The organism is Aureliella helgolandensis, assembly GCF_007752135.1.
Classification (GTDB): domain Bacteria; phylum Planctomycetota; class Planctomycetia; order Pirellulales; family Pirellulaceae; genus Aureliella; species Aureliella helgolandensis.
The window spans coordinates 3,264,046-3,286,305 of record NZ_CP036298.1 but is presented as its reverse complement, the minus strand read 5'-3'; the positions used below and the strand labels follow the sequence as shown (position 1 = coordinate 3,286,305).

The window sequence follows — 22,260 nt, the reverse complement described above, 5'->3', positions numbered from 1 at the left end:
ACGCCGTGCAGCTAAGAGGTTGGAAAGATTCGATTCCTTCGTCGAGGGAAACGAATACCAGTCCACTTAGAAAGTACCGGAGCGATCTCTCAACTGCGCAAGATATTGAGTCGAGAAATCGGACCGTCTTGCAAGATTCCAAACAGAAAACGGGCGGTCCCTTCATGGAACGCCCCTACTGCGTACAGTGCTGTCTGCTTCTACATCGCTGCACTGCAACGCAGTCCTATTTCAGCCAACAATTCAAATCTTCCTTCAACACCTAAGCTTCCCTTCAACTCCCAAGCTACTGAGCAATTCGATGTTTCAATCTCTATTCAAACTCGTTGCACGCAAAATTTCTCTGAAATTGGGCATCGGCTTCGGTGTAGTCGCGATATCGGGATTTGTAGCAACCTGCTGCGCGCTGACTACTGCCGTGAGTGTAGGTAGCAAACTGCATCACCTGAGCGGCCCTGTATGGGATTCAGCACACAGTGCGATGCAGTCGCAGATCAGCATGCAGTCGCAAATCATTGCAGCAAATCAGTTACTCTCAGATCGCAGCACAGCCAAGATTGAGCAACGCATTAGAGCCTTTGATGCCGCTGCCGAAAGGGAACTTGCTAAGGTCGTGCAGGCTCGCTTCCATGATGCGAACTTGCTCCATGAAATATCTCAGCTCCATCAAAGCTATCAACGTTCGCAAACCCGACTACTTAGTCTGAATTCCAAATGCGATGAACGGAAAAACAACTTTCGTCAGCTAGCCGATGCAATGAACCGTTTCAGTCATCGCATCAAAGAAATTGGCGATGGCATGCTTGAAGATCTAGCACTGGAGCCCGAGCTTGCGCTATCTTGGAACACTGGCATTGAAAAACGATGGCAGGGAGCCGACGGCGCGATGGAGTCGCGGATTGGCTACTTGAATCAAATTCGAGCTACGCAATTGATCGTCGATTCTCTCGAGCCTGACATTCAGCGAAAGCAACTGATCGCAGCGGACGCAATGCAGGACCAAGCCACTGAACTCATGGTGAACAGCGGTCGATATGAGTTGCCGGTTGGAGCCGTCGAGGACTCTCCAGCGACGCAGACACAACCGATTCTCACTGAATACATGGAGCTAACCCATCGCTTTCGTAATGCTCGAGATCTCTACATTGAAACCCACTTAGCCTTGAACGATGCGGTGCTACAGTTCAGCACCGATGCCAAACAGTTGCTTGCTCGCGTCCAATCCTTAAGTGTTTTAGCGGAAGCCATCGTGGACGACTATTCCGCCAAGGCAAAGGAAGACATTGCGGCTAGTTTGCGATGGGTTGTCGTCGTAGGCATCCTTGGCCTGTTGGTGGGCATCACAAGCAGTGTTGTTTGTACGCGAACCCTGACTCATGGTGTCCAAGAGATGAGTCACCGGTTGCAAGCGATGGCGGTCGGCAAGGGGGAACTGCGAACGCGTTTACCCGAAGATCGCCAGGATGAACTGGGGGATGCCGCACGTGCGTTCAATGCTTTTGCTGACCAACTCTTCAACCTCGTTCAAGAGATCGGAACGACTGCCATAGAGATTTCTGGAACGGCTTGCGATCTTGCGGTTGCTAGTGAGCAAGTGACCAGCGGGGCGGCCACCACAACCAGCCAGTCCACAACGGTTGCCGCAGCTAGCGAGCAAATGTCTGGCAGCATTCGCTCTGTCTCGCACTCTGCCGACAGCATCGCAGAAAACATGCGTGCGATCGTCTCAAAACTGAGCGATATGGGCAGCACCATCCGTCGCATCGTCAATGATTCGGAAAACTCTGCGGAAACAGTTGCCAACGCGCGGCGCATCGTCGGAGATAGTAGTCAGAGTGTCTCGGAACTTGACAATTCGGCTGCCGACATTGCCAGAATCCTCGAAGTGATTCAGGAGATTGCTGCTCAAACCAATCTGCTGGCATTGAACGCAACCATCGAAGCGGCACGTGCGGGGGATGCGGGTAAGGGATTCTCTGTCGTTGCAGCAGAAGTGAAAACACTGGCACAACAAACGGCTCTCGCCTCGGATGAGATCCGCAGCAAGGTCCAAAGCATTCAAACGACCACCAAATCAGCCATCGGGAGCATTGAGCAAATCCGGTTAGTCGTCGATAACGTCAGTGGCATTGTCGAATCGATTTCTTCCGCAATCCAGGAGCAGAGTAGCTCAACGGATGCGATCCGCCATTTTGTGTCTGAGACATCGCAAACGGTTGAAATAGCCGCCAACGCAGCTCGCGAAACTAGCACCGTTAGTGCGGAAATTACCCGCAGCGTGATGCAAGTCAATCGCATTGCGCACGATACAGCCACGGGCGCTGAGCAATATCGTCACGTCGGGGAACGGCTGACGCGGCTCTCAGCAAACTTGAAAACGTTGGTAAGTCAATTCAACGACTAGGGCCATTCCCTCCCTCACCTCAAGATACTTCGCGAACCCACTATAGTGCGCGCCCCCACGATGCTTGGCGCCCAGTGCATGGCCTGAGACTAGGGAACTTCGTCCTGCGTTTGCAATAGATCATTGACCGCCTTATTGGCAACGCGAACAATATATTTGTTGGGTTGATTCCGCTTGGCGTTTTGCAGTGCCGACAAGGCAGGTCGGGCCAGCTCATCGAGCTCATCCAGTACGATCGCCGCAGCCAAACGTCCCCATTCAAAGGGGCTTTGCAACTCTGCTTCAAGCTGATCAAGCCCGGGTTGCAGTTTTCCCATTCGGCACAAGGCTCGCGCTGCGGCAATACGAACGCTGGGAGACTCGTCGGATAACAATGGTTGCAATTCTACGCTACTGGCTGCAGCCGCGGCCCCAATATTTCCCACCCCAGTGGCCCCCCAATAACGAACGGCCGAATCGGGACTATCCAGGGCGACGAGCAAGTCAGGCAGTGCGGCCTCTCCATCCGAGGCGCGGGCCGCAATATCAACGAGCCTCGTAACCTTCTCGGCAGAATTCTCTCCGTGCAGAATTGCGTACGTCGAGCCAGCCTGCTCTTGACGCAATGCGATCTCCGCTTCAGGAATCAGCCCCAGGTCCCCCACGTCCTTCTGCCAACGTAGGCATTCTTGACGCAATTGGACCAGCAATTCGCGATATTCAGCGAGTCCAGCTAGATTGTGTATTTCGTGAGGATCTGTGTCCAGATCATAGAGCTCTTCGACCGGCTTGCTACCTGTCGAAAAGTTGCGTGCCGCTGCGGACAACGTCTCCTCCCGTTCCACGCGACGAATCTCCTTCATGGTCGCTCCCTGTTCCGGAGTATTCATGAATTGGTAGTACGGTTTAAGCGGTTCAAAATTCCGCACATAACGATACTGCTTGGTACGCACACTGCGAATGATATCGTAGCGTTCGTCCATGCGATCGCGGGCACCATGGATGTATTGGCGAGGAGGTGACAGGTGCTCTCCCAAGAAGGCACGTCCCTGCATCTCTGGTGGAATCTCGAGCCCAGCCAAATTCAGCACATTGGGAGCAAAATCGACGGAACTCACCAATTCGTCATTGACAGTACCGGGTGCCCCCTGGTCTCCCACTCGAAATCGCTGAGGAATGCGAACAATGAGTGGAATGTGAGTCCCAGAGTCGTACAACCACCGCTTGGCGCGGGGCAGGCCAATCCCATGATCAGACCAATAAAGGATGATTGTATTCTCGTATTCCCCCGCCTCTTTAAGGGATTGAATGTGTTCACCAGCCCAAGCGTCCATGGCCGTGATCAATTCGTAATTGCGTTTCCAATCTTCGCGCACTATCGGCGTATCGGGATAGTAGGGAGGTAGATTGGTAAAAGCAAATGGATCCTGTCTCTGTTGCGGTGCGAGCTGCTGGGTGACCCTTCGGTATTTATCTTCATTTGCGATACCGCTTTCATGACAACCATCAAAGTTGAAAACGGCGAAGAAGGGCTGCCCCGCAGGTCGGTTCTGCCAGTGAGCTCCACCGCTACTTTCATCCCAGATCTGCTTGCTCGTCGGCTGACTGAACTGATAGTCGGTTTTGCGGTTGTTCGTGCAGTAGTAGCCGGCGTCACGCAAGCGAATCGGAAACGGCACGAGCCATTCAGGCAGCTGAGCATTGCAACGCATATGATGCGTACCAATTGAGTTTTGATACATGCCGGTAATCACGGTCGAGCGGCAGGGCGCACAAACACCTGCAGTGGTGAACGCATGCGAGAATCGTACCCCTTCGGTGGCCAGTCGGTCTAGGTTCGGCGTGATGGCATGAGGATCTCCATAGCACCCCAAGTGTGGGCTGATATCCTCGCACGAAAGCCACAGAATGTTGGGACGTTGCGCGGACGTAGCATCCTTCGATTCTGAGCTCCAACAGATCGGCATCCCTATACACTGCAGCAGGCTGATGCTCGTTGCAAGCAACACCCCTCGAAATCGCTCCGTCGTGGAATAATACCGAGTCAAGGTCTTGGCTCCTCAATTGATGATGGTGTTGTATTGGTTGATTGCGTAGTCAGATGACCGAATGCCGCTCCTACGCCAAACAACTCCGGCAAGGGATTGTGTTGCTATTGGGCGGAGTCTTTCGGAGCAGCCCAACCGTGTAGCCTGTATTCTGCCGATCGTAATCGAAGCTGACACGCCTCACTGCCTAGGATACCCGATTGGTCGCCTGCCATCAGCTTTCCGAGAACTTCTACGACTAGATGGCGTGGATGGGACAGGTGGCGTGGAGAATCTCCCCCCAGGCAAAACCGAGGGGAGTTATACTGGTGGTGCTTGATCATCTAGAAGTATTTTGACGTTTCGTTCGGATCGCCCACCATGCATCGTAATTCCAAGTTTCTGCGTTTGCTCGCACTCCAACTAGCTCTTCCTCCAATTCTCTTCCTAACAGCTGTCGATCCCCAGCCTGCTCGACTGCATGCCCAAGAACGGCCCGTACTGGAGTTTAAGAAGTGGAGTGGTGGAATCAATGTACCGGACCCCGTAGCGCTCAGCGTCGATAATGTGGGACGCGTCTACGTCACCCAAACGCGTAGGCGGAAAATCCAAGACCTTGATATCCGAGAGCATCGAGATTGGATCCCGACCGATGTGGGCCTGAGGACCGTGCAACAGAAGAAGGAGTTCTATCACTCAGTGATGCGGATTGGTGGCGACCAGGAATTGCAGAAGAAATTGGTGCAAGATGTCAATGGTGATGGGGAGCATGACTGGCGAGACTTGACGGTCATTAGCGAAGCCATCTATCGCTTGGTCGATTCCGACCAAGATGGCCAGGCGGATGAGATCACCACTTTTGCGGAAAACTTCCAAACAGAGGTGACTGGGATCGCTGCCGGTGTGCTTGCTTTCGAAAACTCAGTCTATGCAACCATTGCCCCCGACTTATGGAAGTTGACCGACAACAATGCAGATGGAGTCGCGGACGAGCGGCAAGCTCTGGCGCACGGTTTCGGACTGCATGTCGCCTACGCTGGGCACGACATGCACGGTTTGACCGTTGGCCCCGATGGAAAGATCTATTGGTCGATCGGAGACAAAGGCATCCACGTGACGACACCGGAGGGAAAGGTTTTTGCTTTTCCAAACCAAGGCGGAGTTTTGCGATGCAATCCCGACGGCAGCGATTTTGAAGTCTTTGCGCATGGTTTACGCAACGTCCAAGAATTCGCCTTTGATCAATATGGGAACATATTCGGGATCGATAATGATTCCGATCAACCTGAAGAACGCGAGCGGTTCGTCAACATAATTGCAGAGATGGATGCCGGTTGGCGCTGCAATTATCAATACCGTGGAGAGGCCTACAATCCGTGGATGGAAGAGCGATTGTGGGATTTGCCCGGAGAGCAGCATCCGGCCTACATCGTTCCTCCCCTCAGTCATTATGTCGACGGACCGGCTGGTTTTAAGTTCAATCCCGGAACGGCCCTATCGCCGGAGTACCAGGACTACTTCTTTATGACCAGCGCCCCCAACGGATTTCAGCATGCGTTCCAGGTGGAAGCGGTGGGCGACACCTTTAAGATGGTTAATGAACACCAATTCGGCTCAGGAACGGCCATCGTCGGACTCGCCTTTGGCCCCGATGGCGGGCTCTACGGCGCTGACTGGGATGGAGGCTACCCTCTGGACGAAAAGGGATCCGTCATTCGCATTGATGTTCCCGGCGCTGCGGATTCGGACATTCGGCGAGAAGTAAAATCACTGCTGGCTGAGAAATTTCAGAACCATTCCCAAGAGACGCTGGTCGACCGATTAGGGCACGCCGACCAACGTGTCCGGATGAAAGCTCAGTTCGAACTCGTTGCCCGCCAAGATGCCTATGCATTGTCAGGCCAAGCATCCGATACCGGGGCGTCTACCGTTTCGAGGCTCCATGCGCTGTGGGGACTCGGGCAGCTAGCGCGTGCAGGCGACACGTTTTGTCGCGACACGCTGGTCCTGCTGTTTGCAGATAAAGATGCGCATGTGCGCGCTCAAGCGGCCAAGACCTACGGCGAGCTGAACAAGGTGTCGGGCGAGCCCTTCATCAAGCTATTGTCCGACGATGATTTGACGGTCCGAGTAATGGCTGGGCTAGGGTTGGCACGTCAACCCGTTGTCACCGCCGTACCAATCTTGCTTACCCAGAGTGAGCAACTAACCGCCGAGCAACACAACCTGCGTCATTCGATCGTCACGGCCCTGGCTCGCTGTGCCGATGCCACCGCTTTGGTGGCCGAGAAGGAGAACCCCGTTGAGATGCGACGACTGTGCTGTGTACTTGCCCTGAGACGGCGGGCCTCTGAGCAGGTAGCGAGCTTCCTGCAAGATCCATCCGATTGGGTGGCCAATGAAGCGGCCCGTGCGATCCATGACGACGAATCGATTGTCGCAGCACTGCCGCCTTTGGCCAGCAGTCTGAACGATCGCAAGAACGCATCCATGGCATTTCTAGTACGTGCAATTAATGCCAACTATCGAATCGGAGACGCGTTGTCTGCCGACCGCGTCGCCAAGTACGCAACTCAAGAAGAAAACAGCCTCGCAGGCCGACTTTTAGCTGCCGACGCGTTAACCCAGTGGATGACACCTCCGCTACTTGACCGCGTCGACGGACGGCGCAGAGACCTGCCGCCGGAAAATCGCGACTTCAATCCCATTTTTCTGAAGAGATCGATTGCCAGCCTATCGCAATCGTCTGAGCCACAACTACGAACACTTGCACTTGATGCAGCGCGGAGATTGAAGATCGCACTTCCGCTCCAAGCCCTTCAGCAATTGATTCGGGATGACGCAATCGCTTCCGACACGCGGGTGGCCGCACTCTCAACACTCTCAGAACAAGTCAACGACCTCCTCCTTGAAGCAGCTGAAACGGAGATTCCAGAGTTGCAAATTCGAGCCTTGCAGTTGCTGGTCGAAAACACTCCTGCCACCGCTCTCAACACCATTCGGTCCATGTTGAAAGGCAATGCAGAATTGGAAGTCAAGCAAGCTGCAATTGCACTCCTTGCAGAGATGCAGCCGCCACTGGTGGACGACTTCCTGCATGAACTGGGGACTCAACTTCTCGAACAGACCCTCCCCAGCGGCTTGCAACTGGATGTGGTCCAGAGCCTAGAACGGCATGTATCCAATCCCAACCTACAACAGCTACACTCCAGTATCCTTGCAACTGCGGAGCCAACCTTCGCTGACAAGGGACTGGCAAAATTTGGTTTTGCACGCGAGGGAGGGAACCAGCAACGGGGTGAACGACTTTTCCAAACTCATTTGGAGGCGCAGTGCAGTCGCTGCCATCGGACGGGCCGCACTGGTAGCAATATTGGACCAGCACTTTCCGACGTAGGCTTACGCCGCGATGCGGATTACCTTCTCCGCAGCATTCTGACCCCCTCGTCTGAAATCGACGAAAAGTATCGCACCCAAATGCTGCTGCTTGAATCAGGGGAAGTCGTCCAGGGAGTCGTGCAATCTGCGGACGCAACGACAACGACAATCGTTGACAGCCGAGGACAGAGCCTTGACATCCCCACCGTGGAGATCGAAGAACAAGCCGAGCAAAAGATTTCCTTGATGCCTCCCATGGCTGAAATCTTGACGCCTCTCGAAGTCCGAGATGTGATGGCTTACCTACAAACTCTCAACAAGCGAACGCAGACGTCGGACTAAGATTTCGATGAGAGTTCGCGCTGCTAAGTTTCCGCGCGATTGGTGTTGGCCGCGGCAGTCGAAAAGCGGCCAGCCAAAATATTGGCAAACGGCTTGGTCGATTCCGTGCTCTCCAACACAATTTTAATTCCAGCGGTGATGGGCGTTGCCAGGAACATTCCGGTAATTCCCCACATCATCCCCCAAAACATCAGAGCCAATAGGATCACTACTGGGTGAAGGTCTGAGGACTCCCCCATCAGCTTAGGCTCAATCACGCTGCCGCTGACAACTTGAATGGCGGTAGTGACTGAAATTGCACCTACCATCCACATCAGAGTTCCATCGGGGTTGAGCAAGATAAATGGAATTGGAAGGAGACTAGCGACCAAGGGCCCAACATTGGGAATATAGTTGAGTAAGAAGGCGAGCACGCCGAACGAAAGCGACATTGGCACCCCGAAAATCCACAGCGCACAACCGAATGCAGCTCCCGTCAAGATCGAGATGATGGTCTTGAGAAAGAGGTAGGAGCGAACTTGTTGATCGAGTGCGATCCAATATCCGGTCTGTGGCGTAGTCTCCACGGAACCCAACAGTAAAAAGAAGACATAGATGAGCACGACGACACTGGTTGAAATCAAACCCAGCAGCTCACTGCTGAGTTTGCCCAACCAAGCTCGCAATGAACTATCGATGAGCTGCCGAAATTTTTTCTGACCGGACGCTGAATTTTGCGGGTCGGCTGGACGAATGGCCGCCAGCGTGGGATCGTGAGATTCTGCGAATATCCCGCTGTGGGGTAGGCCGTTGGGAAGCACGTGAGCATCTGCGATTGCGTCCTCATCCGGCTGAACTTCTGGTCGAATCGAAGCGGACGGACCAAGCCCGTTCGGAAGATCTGCAGCAATTTTCTGCGGTTCATCTTCCTCGCCCGACATCGAAAAGCCAAACAAGCTGTGCCGATCGAGATCGAGCCAATCTTGTGTTTTCGTTACCAATTCTTTGACCCGCGTCTGATACGCCTCACCTTGCTCGGACATTTGAGCTACCGACAGCCACAAGCACGCCCCTAGCACGCCCATCGTCACCAGCCCACATAGGAACGTAAGCGTGGCGGCAACGAGGCGGTTGACCTTCAATCGCTTCTCCAGCGTGTCCAGCAAGGGGGTAATCCCGCTGACGACAAACAGAGCCACCACAAACGGAACCAGGACGGGGCGCAACCAGTAGATCATGTGGGTTGCAACTGACGTGGCGATTATCACCAAGCAGATGGTCGCAATCTTCCCGGACGTCAGTGAATTCGGCATAAACAGTTCGCAACGGCTTGTGCTGGGGAACCTAGTGCAATGTCATCGCTCGACATTCGAGATGCACGAATGTGCTGCACTCGGTTGCCGCGTGGGAACTGAGTACCGACGTATCAAGGATTCACGAGTCGAACCCAAAATTGGGCTGTTAGAGAGCACTAGTGAAGTGGGAACAGGGGCAGGTAGTTTTAGTACCTTTCGAAGGCAACGGCAAGTCGCGGAGCCGGGCGGGGAAGTCTTACTCGAGAATTCCCTGGGCTTGAATGCCTGGAGAAGACGACAAGCCAACCAAGGTTCAGAGCCCCCCTGTCAGTAAACCTCTACCCCATCTCCTCAGTTCCCAGACGAGTATGAGGAGCAGCACTTCAATCGACGAGTGCTTCGAAAGCGGAGGCGATGAGCTGCGCCGCTTGCTGCAACTCTTCCTCCGAGGTTGTCCAGCCAAACGAGATTCGCAGTAAATAGGGCGACTGCAACTCGGTCGGTCCATAGGCGAGTTGCTGGCACTCCGCAGGGGCGCACGGTGCTGCTGATGGCTTTTTAGAAATGCTACGGTGCGTCGGTCCGAAGCAAATCTCGGGCAGGCGGCGTTGCATCGCTTCCGCAGTCACCCCAGGCAGTTCGATACTCAGAATCCCCGGTACCCGCCGCACATGCTCACCATGAATGGGCAGTGGCTTTCCAATGAGTGATTCCAGCTGATGATGAAAGCGATCGCGCATCTCAGACGTGCGATCCATCCCTTTCTCCAAACCAGCTAATGCCAGTTTGGCGGCTTGCCCCAGTCCAACGATGCCTGGCACATTGGCCGTTCCAGGCCGTAAGCCTGTTTCGTATGACTCGCCGAACAAGATCGGTTCGATGGGAACCCCCAAACGCACATACAACGCCCCGATTCCCTTGGGCGCATAGAACTTGTGTCCACTCAGACTCAGCAGATCAATTCCAAGGTCGTCCACATTGCAATCAATCTTACCGATCGATTGTGCAGCATCGGTGTGTAAGAGAATATCACGGGCTTGGCAGAGTTCAGCGATCTGCTCGATCGGTTGGACCGTCCCGATACGGTGGCTAGCGTGAATTAAGCTAATCATTCTCGTATTGGGGCGTATGGCAGCAGCAAACTCCTCAACCTGCACGACGCCGTCGGCATTGCAACGCACGAAACTGATTTGCCACCCCTCCCGCTGCAACTGCTCAGCGCAGCGCGTGACGCAGGCATGTTCGAGGGTTGAGATAATCAAATGTGCAGGCTCACCGTTGCCCCCCTTGGAAATCGAACGACAGACTCCCAGGATGCCCAAGTTGACACTTTCGGTACCGCTGGAGGTGAACACAATTTCCGAGGGATGGCAGCTCAGCAAACTAGCCAGATGGCTGCGAGCATCCTCCACGGCCTCCTGAGCGGCGCGGCCATACCAGTGGCAACGTGCGGGATGCCCATAGAATTCACTCAAAAACGGGAGCATGCTGTCGCGAACGCTGGCGGCCACAGGAGTCGACGAGCTGTAGTCGAGATAGATTGATCGCATAGCTGCCCAGATGCCAGTAGTACAGTGCCGAGAATTTTAGGTATTCAGAAGGCCAAGCCTCCATCTAAATCACCAGCAGCTGTCCTGTCGCTCGATTCCACAACAACCAACCTGCAGTTCGGCGATTTCACAGATGACTCGACCGAATGTAGGGGTTGTACGGAGGCCGCGAACCGAAGCGAGATGTGGCGATTTCGCATCATCCCTGTGGAGCACTCTGAACTGCGTTTGTGTCGCCAGCGCATTAGGAAACGTTTGGGTCTTAAGGAGGCCTTGGTAGAGCGGCCCCCAAGCCTCGAAACCTCGATTTTTCGGTGTTTGCGCGGAATTTCCGAACTTGCTGACTTGGTACGGGTACTTCAGCCCCAAGCTCTTCGCTAGTTCTTTAGTCGGATTTTGGTGATTTTAGGAAACAAAATTAGGACGCAGACGTCCAATTGTTGCGGATTCGCCACGCCATCCCCGTAGCCCTCAGCCCAAGAAATTCCCGTAACCCCTTATATAACAATGCCTTATGCGCTTTGCGCCAGATCTTTGGGAACCCCGGCATCCTCTGTGCTTTCTTCCACTCTCGTCCCGCTCAGCCAGACAGCACAAACGCTGAACCGCTGAATCACACCGACTCGATGCTACAGAGAGGGTTGCTATGAAAAAGAACTACCGAAGCCAGCCAGCGTTCGAAGACGCGTTTGACAGCGAATTCGAAAGCGTGGATGCCCGCGACTACACCAGCAACTCAGCCAAATTCACTGGGGTTGACGGCAACGAAGACGATTCCAGCGATTTTGATAGTGAATTGATCGAGGAGGGAGATCTCGAAGAGCTTCATGAGGTTGTCGAAAGCACAGACGATCCAGTTCGCATGTATCTGATGCAAATGGGCGAGATTCCATTGTTGACCAGAGCACAAGAACTGACGAGTGCCAAGAAGATTGAACGAACTCGCAGCAAGTACCGACACTGGATGCTGGCCACCGATTTCGTACTCCAAGGCGCCTGCAAACTCTTAGAACAAGTCCGTGACAGCAAACTGCGTTTGGATCGCACGATTGAAGTCAGCGTGACCAATGCGGCTGAGAAGAAGGCGATCATGAAGCGGATCGTGCCGAACATCAAAACACTGCGGCACCTGCTCATCCAAAACCATCACGACTATTTTGTCGCGATCAACCACAAGCTCGATACCGTCACCCGCCGTGCGGCTTGGAAGAAACTGACCCGCCGCCGTAACCGGGCGGTTCGATTGGTCGAGGAAATGAATCTTCGCACAAACCGGCTTGAGCCCTTGTTCGAAAAACTGGACAGCATCGATGCTCGCATGCGAACGCTGAAGAACCAGATTGAAGTCGCTCGTGAATCGGGCTACGTGGATGGCGAATCGCTAGAAAAACTCCTCGAGGAACTACGCTACCTGATGCGAATCACCTACGAGAGCCCTCGCACTCTACGTCGCCGGATTGAACGGGTTGCCAGCCACCGCGTTGAGTACGATGCAGCAAAACGAGAATTGAGTGCTGGGAATTTGCGACTCGTAGTCTCCATTGCCAAGAAATATCGCAATCGCGGCCTAAGCTTCTTGGACTTGATCCAAGAGGGAAATACCGGTTTGATGCGGGCGGTCGACAAGTTCGAGCACGAGCGTGGTTTCAAGTTCTCGACGTACGCCACCTGGTGGATTCGTCAAGCCATCACCAGAGCCATTGCCGATCAAAGCCGTACCATTCGCGTCCCGGTTCACATGATCGATACGATGACCAAAGTGCGCATGGTAACCCGCCAGCTCGTTCAAGAACTGGGACGTGAACCTTCGGTCGAAGAGACTGCCGAAAAGGCAGGGCTTTCCGTCGACGATGCTCGTGTCATCATGAAGATGGCACGTCAACCACTATCGCTTGACCAACCTGTTGGAGATCACGACGACAGCTACTTCGGGGAATTCTTAGAGGATCACCGCGACGAAGATCCCTTGTACGAAGCGAACCAAGAATCGCTCAAATTCCACATCGACGAAGCCATGCAATCGCTAAACTACCGCGAACGCGAAATCCTGCGACTTCGCTATGGCTTGGCCGACGGCTACGCTTACACCCTAGAAGAAGTTGGTCGGATCTTCTCGGTCACGCGCGAACGAGTGCGTCAGATCGAAAGCAAGGCAGTTCGCAAGCTCCAACAACCGTATCGCAACAAGGCTCTGATGAGTTTTGTGGATGGTCTTGACCCACAAGCTTTCGAAACGGAATCGGCCAACAGCTGAGAACACGCGGTAGTGTGAGCCAATGGTTTGAGTAGCAACAAACGCGTTGGGCAAGATTCGAAATGGCAAAGCTATCGGGGCTGAATGCCATGGGTAGCAACTGACATTATAACCCCACAGTCTTTCCATTTCGCAGTTTCACTATCCTTCGTGAAGAGCCGTGTTGCAAGCGGGACAACTATGCAACACGGCTCTTTTCGTTGGTAGACACAACTACCAACGCTGCGTCGCTTGACCGGCCCGAATAAACTGTTCTGCGTCAACGCTCAGCCCATACTCAAGCCCAGGCAAATTGAGCTCGAGAAACACATTGAAGCGAGAATAGGGCGAATCGGCGTGAATGACTGGGGCCGGGGCGACATGCATTACACTCGTCGGATGACCATTCCACTTCAAAACGTAGAGACCGCCCCCGAGCGATGGTGACTGCTCCAGCTTGTAGATTTGCTGCAATTCCGCGACAAACCGCGACGGATCACCAGCCACGCCCTCCAACTTGATCCGCTGCAATCTCTTGTAACGATCAAAATAGTAGGTCAACGTCCCTGCAATATCACCGGGAGTAGTTCCGGTTACCAAGGGAACGCGGAGGCCGTCCAACTGCATGTCGGCCAGCACGGTAGTAATCCGCGGGAATTGTTGAGTGACCCAGCCCGGTGAAACGTCAAACCGCAACACCTGCTGCAGCGCCAACACGGGGGGATACACCACGTCCTGCAAGGTATCAGAGGGGTTGAGCGGATTGAGTCTAGGATCGTTGCCGGTCAATCCATAGTAGGGATCCTGAGAGTTGCTGTGGCTGGCACTGGTCAAGCGGCCCGGTGGTGGTGGCGCATCGCTGGTGGAAACAATCCCAGTCGCCGCCTGGCGCGCCTGGCTGCCAACGTCGGTTTCGAAGAGCATGTAGGGGCCACCTGCAGCACCAGCCAAGACGAGCAGCCCAGTCAAGGGTCTCTTTAGGAATGTGTTAGACATCGCATGCTCTCAGCAGAATGAAGGGGGATCCATTTATTTATCGACCCACTCGCCCCAGTGATATCAGGCGGCTTGGCTCCCCTTTGGCGATCGCTACAATCGTCTCAACAGGGTGTGTCTACCCGTTACAGTCCGCGTGTCCCGACTCTCTCCGCTCCTTCGCCACCCGCTTGTGGACTTGCCCGTGAACCCCTCTGCACCACGCGACCAAGAACAGCTTGAATGGCTGATTGAGAATGGTCCCCGTCTGCTCGACGCGACCGACAACCAGGGCAATTCCACTTCGCCCACGACCGAACCACACGGTAGCCGGTTGCACGCGTGGCAAACCTGCTTGCTGCGCGATCAAAGAGCGTATCGAAAACGAGCCCAACGTCGCTTTCCTCAAGCCCACCATTGGCTGTGGACCGATCGCAGCCTAGCCCAAGCAAGCGATTGGTGGACAGCACTCTACAAAGCGAGTCTATTTCCCCATGATGCTGCCGTAGTTGACGCCTGTTGCGGGGCCGGCGCAGACCTTGCCGCATTGGGTACCCGAGGGCCGGCCGTCGGCATCGATTCTGATCCAGCCATGGTCTTACTAGCTGCCTCCAATGTCCGTCGCAATGCGATTGATGCACAAACGCTCCTCGGTAGCGTGCCGCAAGACATTCCCGCGGGAACTCAATGGCTCCACGTCGACCCCGATCGCCGGCCGGCTGATACACGCACGCAAGTAGCGGAACGATTTAGTCCACCGCTCTCCGACGTATTCCAGACAACAAAGCGTATGCGTGGAGCAGTTATCAAGTTGGCGCCTTCGACAATTTTCGAGCCCCAATTTTCCGAGCAGTTAGACGACTCGGTCGATCGAGTGTGGGTGGGGAACCACGGTGAGTGCCGGCAACAACTGCTGCTCACTGGAGAATTGCGCCAGCTGCCCCCCTCGGCGCGCGCGGCGGTTTTGGCCAACCCGGAGTCCGCTCTTCCCGCGTCCTCTTTCCCGGGGACAGTCCAGCCTCTAACCTACGTCGGAGCTCCAGGCGTAACCGTCCCCATCGTCGAGTCGCCCTTGCGTTTCGTATTCGACATGCATGCCGTTCTGTATGGTGCCGATCTCCACGCTGCCTGGGGAGAGGCTCATGGTTTGCAGGCGCTGGAGTCCGAAGCGGGCTATTTCACGGCCGACCGCCCCCTAAGCTCCCCCTGGATACAGTGTTTTGAAGTCTTGGAAGTGCTGCCTTGGGATGATCGTCGCGTTCGTCGCTGGTTGAGAAGCCAGCGAGCCGGACTCGTGGAGGTCAAAAACCGCTTGCATCGTCTGGATGCCAACGCTTACCAACGCAAATACTCGCAAGCTGAGGGGAGTCCCGTAACACTATTGGTGACACGTCTGGGGGGGCGTGTGAGAACGATCGCCGCCCGTCGCATCTAGCCCCCCGAGTGCGTTGCGCCAATGGTAGCGGTTCTCCCTAGGAATTAGATCTATCCCCAGAAACCGTCCTGCCCTTTCGCCAGCATCCTCGCCTCCGTCGGCACTCGCACGCGAGAAGAGGTATAATTGTACTGGACAGACGTTGAATGGATGGTCGGTTGAGCGCCGCTTCAAATTGGCGGGATTGAACGGTCTCCAGCGCCGAAGTGGTCGATGCTCACCCTCCGTTGTAGACGTTTCAGATATTTGGGTTTACCCCACAGGACCACTGCATGGACCCGTTAACTCCGAAAGACCACCTGATACGGCGCAACCCCGTCGAGGTAGCCGCTTGGCTCGAGGAAGGAGAACCGGACAAGGCAACATCGGGATCGCCTATTAAGCTGGAGCGTTTTCAGGCGTTGGAACAGACGCTGCGGGATCACCCGATCACGGTAGAGCCCTATTTGGAATTGGCCAAAATCTATTTGGGCAGCCAGCGTTGGACCGATGCGCGACGTGTGCTGGAGCTGGCGATTTCGCGGTTTGATGAGGAAGAGGAGGTGCATTACCTCCTCGAAGAATCTCAACTCGCCCGCTCTCTGCAATTGTACAACCAAGCGCAACAAGAATACGCATCTGAGCCAACGGTGTTGACGAAGGAGAGCTTCGAACGCAGCCGGATCGAATTGAATGTGCTCCGAGAGCGAGTGTGCCTCAGCCGATTGGCTCGACATCCCGAGCAGGTTGAGCTCTATCTGCCGTTGGCGACCGCTCAAGAAGAGCTGGAGAATCAGCAGGCTGCCATGGAGTCGCTGCAAAAAGTGCTCCAAGTGCCAAGCTTACGTGCGTCGGCAGCATTGCAATTGGGGGAACTCTACCGTCGTGCCGGTCAGATTCCCGCCGCTCTATCTTCTTTCCGCCGAGCAGCCATGTTTCGGGTTCCGCCTCCAGCACCTGAGATCAAACGACGCGCTCTACAATCCGCAGCCGATTTGGCTGAGGAAGCAGGCCTGTTCGATTCGACACAGCGGTACCTTGAACTTCTACTGGAAATGTCGCCCGACGATGTCGAGCTCCAGCAGCGAATGAGGAGTATGGAACGCTGGCGAGCCACCGAGTGATGGTTCGGGGGAGCACCTTCCCGTGCAAGTGAGACTAGGAGGAAACCCAAATCGTCGCCGATTTGGGTTTCTCCAACGCTCAGCTGGTGGAAGGCGCCTCGCGAATCGACTAGCGGTTGATGGACAACCCGAAGGTGTATCCCGCTAACTGTACGTCTTGGTCTTGGAGTCCTGTTTCGCCAAAGCCTGGGTTAGCACCTCGCCAAATACCCTGAGCAAAGTCGATCACATCAATCCCAGCCCGCAAGCTAAACGCCTTGGTCACCTGATAAGCCGCTTCGGCCCGCGCCTCGAAACCAAAGACAAACTCTTGGTTGCTGGATTGGGTCAATTGACTACCGCTGCTGAAGTCCGTTGCGATGGTATCCACGCCCAGCGCTGGAGCCCCCGAGTACTGAGTTATGTACGAACGTTGGTAGTAGTCGTTGTTCTGGAAGTTCGCCATGGCGAAACCGCGGAACTCTCCCGACAACGTCCAGCGACGTAGGTTGGTGAAGTATCGTGCTCCCAATTGGCCACCGACCATTTGGTTCTTGATGCTTGTCTCATGCGAGATTAGCGTTTCCTGTTGCGTTTGCGTGGTCGGTGCACCACCAGGAGTCGTAATATCGCTGGTCGAGCGACTGTACGTCTGGTTCATCGCAAAGTCTTTGAGGGTCGTATACTTGAAGCCGATCATCGGCTCAATGATACCACCCATGCGATACGGTTCACGCCGCCATGTCTTATTGACTTCGAAGTTGTTTAAACCAAAGACATTCAAGCTGTCCCCCAGGAGGTAGGCACGTGTGCCGAACTGAGGATCATTGGCGTCCAGGAACGGTTGGACTGGATTCTCAATGGGATCACCAATGTCATCCTCATTGAATCGATCGATCCGTTCCTGGTACGTCGTGTTGTACATGTTTGGACCAGTCATCATTCTGAAGCTGACCAACCATCCCGAGCGATCGTCGGTCATGTAACCGAGATCATATCGGTTCCCCCAGCCGAAATCGCCGTTGGCTTTCGACTGTTCTGTTTCGGAACGACTTGTCCACAAGTACGTCCGATCGTAAGTCCCGAAAAAGCCCACAGGGGCCCTTTTTCGTGGTGACAGCTCTGCGAGAGCCTCGACATCGACTGGAGCAAAAAATTGCCAGTCAGGATCAAAATTGACCGGGTCTGCGGACGGGTGAAAAACCTGTCCCATGGCCGCTGGTCCAGTTACGGTGACCGTAACTGCTGCGATAAATCGCCAAGCTAAATTGAGCAACGTCATAACTACCTTCCACCGTAGCAAACGGAATCGCCCCCACGTGCCCGGTCGAGTTGCTGTACCGGAATCACGCACAAATTTCTGGTTGTGCCGGTAGTATCGGATGCTCAGCGAAATAGAGTTGAGTCGGTCTGGGTAAACCTTGTCGAAAATACCAAAGCAACCGTGTGTAGCGGTTGTCGCCTGGGTAAGCCTGGCAATCCAGGGAGACCCATGGGGGTTTAGGGGATCCATCAGCGAGATAGGGATTACCTCGGTAGGGTTAGGAAGCGACCTTTTCGTGGTCTTGCGGCGTACCAGCTTCCTCAGCGAAGATCAAAGGGAACTTGCGTGATATGGTATTTTCTTCGATCATTGCCAGCACTTCGCTCTAAACCTTGTCCGAATTCATGTCAGTCCTCAGATGCCTCTTCGCGAATTTGTTCTTCCTCTGGTCTCCAGCCGAACGCTATGCCACGTTCTTGGCATGGCCCTGCTGGTCGGCCTCTACTCTTGCATTCCCGTCGCGGTCGAATTTTCTCCCTACGCATTTTTCGACGGGCCTTCGGAGTTTCACGCGGTCCTATCCCTGATCTTGGGATGGCTGTTGGTATTCCGCACTAATACGGCCTATAACCGCTGGTGGGAAGCGCGGACGCTGTGGGGTGGCCTCGTCAACGCCAGTCGCAATTTGTCGCTCAAGTTTACCAAGCTAGGAAATTTCGAAACGCGAGAATTACGTCGAGTGCAGCAGCTGTTGATCGCTTTCCCTGTCGCACTTCGTTGCCACCTTCGAAGCGAAAAACCTGCAATCGGGCTCAGGGATTTAGATTATGAGGAGCTCGAGACGATCCACTTGCCGCAAGGAATCGCCCAGGAAATCTATTCAATTCTTGGGGCCGCCAAACGGGCAGGCAGAATCGATGGTGAGGAAATGCGGGCCATCGATGTGGAGGCACTGAGATTGATGGATATTGCCGGGGGCTGTGAGAGAATTCTGAAAACACGCATTGTCAAATCCTATCGCATTTTTGCGCGACAGTGCGTCCTAATATTCCTCGCCTCCCTCCCCTGGGGAATCGTTCAAGACTTTAGATTCTGGACCATACCACTCACCATCCTTACCGCCTACTTCATGCTGGGGCTGGAAGTTGTCGCCGAGCATGTCGAAGAACCGTTCGGGTACGACGAGGACGATCTCGACCTCGATGGGCTATGTCAAACCATAGCCCTCTCGGTAAACGAAGCCTTCCTCCATTTAGGGCAGTTGTAGGCCATGGGGCAATCTTTCTGGCACATTCGAAATTGCTCGCTCTTCCAACGTCTGACGGAACAGCAGCTGGAGCTCCTCGAGAAGCGCGCACGCCAGCGCAAATTCGCCAAGGGCTCTTCGGTCTATCTTCCTACCGACCGCTCAGACGGTGCATTCCTGCTCGCGGAAGGGCGAGTTCGCATTTGTGCAACGACTCCGGAAGGTAAGCAGAGCATTCTCGCTTTCGTAGAAGCAGGCGAGCTGTTCGGTGAATTGGCACTCTTGGAGCCGGGACAACGAGAGGAACGGGCCGATGTGGTCAATGCCGCCACCATCATCTTGATCCCCGGTGACATCCTAAGAGAACTTATGGAGGTCTCCGCTCCGCTGGCGCTGGGAGTCACCAAATTAATTGGACTACGGCGTCGACGTATCGAACGACGCTTGCGCAGCCTTCTCTTTCGCAGCAATCGCGAACGCCTGACCCATCTCCTCATCGAACTCTCCGAACAGTACGGGAACCCCACTAGCGAGGGAATCGAGTTAGCAATTCGCCTCTCTCATCAAGATCTCGCCTCGATCATTGGAGCCACGCGGGAAACCGTAACGACACTTTTGGGGGAAATGCAAAGCGAAGGTCTGCTTCAAATCAAACGCCAGCGACTGCTCATCCTCGACTGGCAGCGTCTGGGTGCCACGGAATAAGTCCTACGCTTCGCCACGGAGGGCTGCAACCCACTTTTTTATAGACAGATTGTGAACTGCCTCACTGACGAATTCGACATCTTTGCCGATAATCCAAAGACAGCATCACATCATTGCTTAACTGAACGCTTTTAGGGGACGGTGCCATGGCATCTGATTCTGGCTCAAATGCCAAGCCAACTGAGAATATATTGACTGACGATTGGCAAGCCTGCGCGCCCGGAACCCTGACCGCTTATCGCCATGCGGCCAAGCTTGCCAGTTTGCAAACCAAGAGACGCCGTGCCATGAGTGTTGGTGTAGGTGCATGCGTGGTGCTAGCCTTGGTGAGCCTCAGCGCGCTGTACCGACCGGATGGCTCCGGCGCCGAAACAAAGCTACCTGGGTATGGTGGACTAACGTGCAGCACTGTTATCGAGAAGATGCATAAATTCGTATCCGGCGAGTTAGAGGAGAATGATCGGGCTAAAGTCGTCACACACCTTGTGGCTTGCCCCCACTGCCTGAAGCTCTATCAAGCAGATGCAAACCGCAAAGGTGTAGATCTCGGCATCGCACGTCACTCAATCAATCGCCAGCAGACTTCGGAACACCTGCCTCTTGAGCGCAGACTCCACACGCCATCGCTAGACGCCCCAGAGCTTTTGGCAGCCAAATAGGTCACCAAGCTCGCTGCCCTTCCGAACTTAGCGCAAGGGACTAACGGCATGATGGGCTCCCAAGTCAGCGTAGGCAATCGCGTCCCCCAGCCAATCCCAAGGCGTGCATATTGATAGAAACATTTCGCAAGTCGTGCGAAACGCCCCAGGGGCAGCCCCCATGGCGTGTACGGCCCAGCCGTCGATCACAAGGCTGCGTCCATCTTAAGATGCGACCAGCAGCGGTAGACGCCAGGAACGATCAATCTTGACGTCTGGTAAGAGCTGCGCACTTTACGCGATTGACGGCGTCTGATGAGCGGTAAGCGATCGAACAAGCGCTTACGGGTTGCCCACCCATCAAATCAGTTAAGTCAAGTCAGTCGAATGAGCCAAGTGAGCCGCTTGCCCAACACGTTCCGAGCGTCAGCGGCCCCCTCAGGCACCGGGGCCCACCTCGTCCCGCCTTCTCACCCCCCGATGCCCCGCTGCCTCCCAGAAGTGCTCTAGGAGCATCTCGTGTTACTAGGAGTCGTTATTAGGGGTCTGTCCCTAGAAGATGCTTCGGCGTGCCGCTGCAGTTGGAACACAACGGGAGTGTGGAGCCAGTCAAGCTGCGTTGCAAGCGAATCGGGGCCTGTCCCCAACACCTCCATTAAGGGGCCCGCATTGCCCGGAGTCTGTCCCCAGCATTGCCCCTGCATTGCCCGGGGTCTGTCCCCATGATCTGTCCCCGGGAGATGAGCGGTTGGTCCAAGGACCGTCCCCAGGAGTTACAAGCTGGTCGGGGTCTGTCCCCAACCGCGGTCCCCAACCGCGAACTGTGCATTGCTCAGGGCCTGTCCCCAACTATGCGGATGCAAGCAAAACGCGATCGTAGGGCTGAGCAGGGACTGTCCCCGGCGGCTCAAGGCAGCGCGGGACTGCCCCCACTGCTCCATTAGGGGGTTCCGCGAAGTCTTACGCGGGGCCTGTCCCCGGGAGATGCCCAGGAAATGCTCCTCCAGGCAAAATATGATGAGGCTCTGGAGCGGGACTGCTCGTGCTGAACCACGAGCACGGGCTAGACAGCACTTCTAGAGCAGCTAAACGCGGGGTGCGCCAGAGCGATTGATGCCCTTCGGGAGCGAAGTCTTACGCGGGGCCTGTCCCCGGGAGATGCCCAGGAAATGCTCCTGCAGGCAAAATATGATGGGGCTCTGGAGCGGGACTGCTCGTGCTGAACCACGAGCACGGGCTAGACAGCACTTCTAGAGCAGCTAAACGCGGGGTGCGCCAGAGCGATTGATGCCCTTCGGGAGCGAAGTCTTACGCGGGGCCTGTCCCCGGGAGATGCCCAGGAAATGCTCCTGCAGGCAAAATATGATGGGGCTCTGGAGCGGGACTGCTCGTGCTGAACCACGAGCACGGGCTAGACAGCACTTCTAGAGCAGCTAAACGCGGGGTGCGCCAGAGCGATTGATGCCCTTCGGGAGCGGACACGTTACTCTGGCTATGGAAACAGGCTCTGGTGTTTGAAGATGCGTGGCCCAAAGATCATGAGGAGTACACTCCTTAGACCATGGATTAGACGATGGACCTACAGTTTCGAGCGTTTCCCAGGGGATCAACCTACCCGAGAACTTTTGCCGGCCCGCGAGACTCCTGGCATGAGCGAGAGTATGCACTCGCCCTGCAGAACTGCACTGCCTCCGCTGGACTACACTGCCCCCAGCCCCAGTATTCGCT

13 protein-coding genes are annotated in these 22,260 nt (G+C 55.0%); 8 read left to right on the top strand and 5 right to left on the bottom strand.

All coding sequences use genetic code 11. The features are described 5' to 3' along the window. The first annotated feature begins 301 nt into the window (after positions 1 to 301). On the top strand, positions 302 to 2,404 hold the full coding sequence (locus tag Q31a_RS11740) for a methyl-accepting chemotaxis protein (protein WP_145077763.1): 2,103 nt from the start codon (positions 302 to 304) through the stop codon (positions 2,402 to 2,404). A gap of 89 nt (positions 2,405 to 2,493) precedes the next feature. On the opposite strand, the gene Q31a_RS11735 is transcribed toward Q31a_RS11740, so the two are convergent. Then, complete coding sequence (locus Q31a_RS11735) at positions 2,494 to 4,431, bottom strand: sulfatase-like hydrolase/transferase (protein WP_231691163.1); 1,938 nt, start codon at positions 4,429 to 4,431, stop codon at positions 2,494 to 2,496. A gap of 360 nt (positions 4,432 to 4,791) precedes the next feature. On the opposite strand from Q31a_RS11735, the gene Q31a_RS11730 reads away from it, so the two are divergent. Continuing rightward, on the top strand, positions 4,792 to 8,130 hold the full coding sequence (locus tag Q31a_RS11730; RefSeq protein WP_145077761.1) for a PVC-type heme-binding CxxCH protein: 3,339 nt from the start codon (positions 4,792 to 4,794) through the stop codon (positions 8,128 to 8,130). A 23-nt stretch (positions 8,131 to 8,153) separates the two neighbouring features. Here the strand turns inward: Q31a_RS11730 and Q31a_RS11725 are convergent, their stop codons facing one another. Both Q31a_RS11725 and Q31a_RS11720 read right to left on the bottom strand, forming a co-directional pair. Beyond that, on the bottom strand, positions 8,154 to 9,422 hold the full coding sequence (locus tag Q31a_RS11725; RefSeq protein ID WP_231691162.1) for an AI-2E family transporter: 1,269 nt from the start codon (positions 9,420 to 9,422) through the stop codon (positions 8,154 to 8,156). A gap of 365 nt (positions 9,423 to 9,787) precedes the next feature. After that, positions 9,788 to 10,954, bottom strand: a complete 1,167-nt coding sequence (locus tag Q31a_RS11720; protein ID WP_145077759.1) for a cysteine desulfurase family protein — start codon at positions 10,952 to 10,954, stop codon at positions 9,788 to 9,790. A 646-nt stretch (positions 10,955 to 11,600) separates the two neighbouring features. Here Q31a_RS11720 and Q31a_RS11715 point away from each other — a divergent pair. Continuing rightward, positions 11,601 to 13,208, top strand: coding sequence for a sigma-70 family RNA polymerase sigma factor (locus Q31a_RS11715; RefSeq protein WP_145077757.1), 1,608 nt, complete (start codon positions 11,601 to 11,603; stop codon positions 13,206 to 13,208). A 213-nt stretch (positions 13,209 to 13,421) separates the two neighbouring features. Here the strand turns inward: Q31a_RS11715 and Q31a_RS11710 are convergent, their stop codons facing one another. Further along, positions 13,422 to 14,183 (bottom strand): DUF6690 family protein, encoded by a 762-nt coding sequence (locus Q31a_RS11710; protein ID WP_145077755.1) that lies wholly within the window; start codon positions 14,181 to 14,183, stop codon positions 13,422 to 13,424. 184 nt (positions 14,184 to 14,367) lie between these two features. Here Q31a_RS11710 and Q31a_RS11705 point away from each other — a divergent pair, with 184 nt between their 5' ends. Continuing rightward, the gene (locus Q31a_RS11705) at positions 14,368 to 15,597 is read left to right on the top strand and encodes a class I SAM-dependent methyltransferase (RefSeq protein ID WP_145077753.1); all 1,230 of its coding nucleotides are present in this window, start codon (positions 14,368 to 14,370) and stop codon (positions 15,595 to 15,597) included. A gap of 272 nt (positions 15,598 to 15,869) precedes the next feature. Continuing rightward, positions 15,870 to 16,700, top strand: coding sequence for a tetratricopeptide repeat protein (locus tag Q31a_RS11700; RefSeq protein ID WP_145077751.1), 831 nt, complete (start codon positions 15,870 to 15,872; stop codon positions 16,698 to 16,700). A gap of 109 nt (positions 16,701 to 16,809) precedes the next feature. Here Q31a_RS11700 and Q31a_RS11695 read toward each other — a convergent pair whose 3' ends face one another. Further along, positions 16,810 to 17,961, bottom strand: coding sequence for a hypothetical protein (locus Q31a_RS11695; RefSeq protein WP_145077749.1), 1,152 nt, complete (start codon positions 17,959 to 17,961; stop codon positions 16,810 to 16,812). Positions 17,962 to 18,361: 400 nt separating this feature from the next. Here Q31a_RS11695 and Q31a_RS11690 point away from each other — a divergent pair, with 400 nt between their 5' ends. The 3 genes from Q31a_RS11690 to Q31a_RS11680 all read left to right on the top strand — a co-directional run bounded on the left by Q31a_RS11690 (position 18,362) and on the right by Q31a_RS11680 (position 20,553). Further along, on the top strand, positions 18,362 to 19,210 hold the full coding sequence (locus tag Q31a_RS11690) for a bestrophin family protein (RefSeq protein ID WP_145077747.1): 849 nt from the start codon (positions 18,362 to 18,364) through the stop codon (positions 19,208 to 19,210). A 3-nt stretch (positions 19,211 to 19,213) separates the two neighbouring features. Further along, on the top strand, positions 19,214 to 19,894 hold the full coding sequence (locus tag Q31a_RS11685; RefSeq protein WP_145077745.1) for a Crp/Fnr family transcriptional regulator: 681 nt from the start codon (positions 19,214 to 19,216) through the stop codon (positions 19,892 to 19,894). A gap of 146 nt (positions 19,895 to 20,040) precedes the next feature. Next, entirely contained in the window at positions 20,041 to 20,553 is a 513-nt protein-coding gene (locus Q31a_RS11680) for a zf-HC2 domain-containing protein (RefSeq protein WP_145077743.1), read from the top strand. The last annotated feature ends 1,707 nt before the right edge of the window (positions 20,554 to 22,260 follow it).

Bases quoted from the DNA above. Each gene is read 5' to 3' on its own strand.
- Q31a_RS11725 (WP_231691162.1), bottom strand. From the start codon at position 9,422: ATGCCGAATTCACTGACGTCCGGGAAGATTGCGACCATCTGCTTGGTG.
- Q31a_RS11715 (WP_145077757.1), top strand. From the start codon at position 11,601: ATGAAAAAGAACTACCGAAGCCAGCCAGCGTTCGAAGACGCGTTTGAC.
- Q31a_RS11690 (WP_145077747.1), top strand. From the start codon at position 18,362: ATGCCTCTTCGCGAATTTGTTCTTCCTCTGGTCTCCAGCCGAACGCTA.
- Q31a_RS11710 (WP_145077755.1), bottom strand. From the start codon at position 14,183: ATGTCTAACACATTCCTAAAGAGACCCTTGACTGGGCTGCTCGTCTTG.
- Q31a_RS11695 (WP_145077749.1), bottom strand. From the start codon at position 17,961: ATGACGTTGCTCAATTTAGCTTGGCGATTTATCGCAGCAGTTACGGTC.
- Q31a_RS11685 (WP_145077745.1), top strand. From the start codon at position 19,214: ATGGGGCAATCTTTCTGGCACATTCGAAATTGCTCGCTCTTCCAACGT.
- Q31a_RS11740 (WP_145077763.1), top strand. From the start codon at position 302: ATGTTTCAATCTCTATTCAAACTCGTTGCACGCAAAATTTCTCTGAAA.
- Q31a_RS11730 (WP_145077761.1), top strand. From the start codon at position 4,792: ATGCATCGTAATTCCAAGTTTCTGCGTTTGCTCGCACTCCAACTAGCT.
- Q31a_RS11720 (WP_145077759.1), bottom strand. From the start codon at position 10,954: ATGCGATCAATCTATCTCGACTACAGCTCGTCGACTCCTGTGGCCGCC.
- Q31a_RS11700 (WP_145077751.1), top strand. From the start codon at position 15,870: ATGGACCCGTTAACTCCGAAAGACCACCTGATACGGCGCAACCCCGTC.
- Q31a_RS11680 (WP_145077743.1), top strand. From the start codon at position 20,041: ATGGCATCTGATTCTGGCTCAAATGCCAAGCCAACTGAGAATATATTG.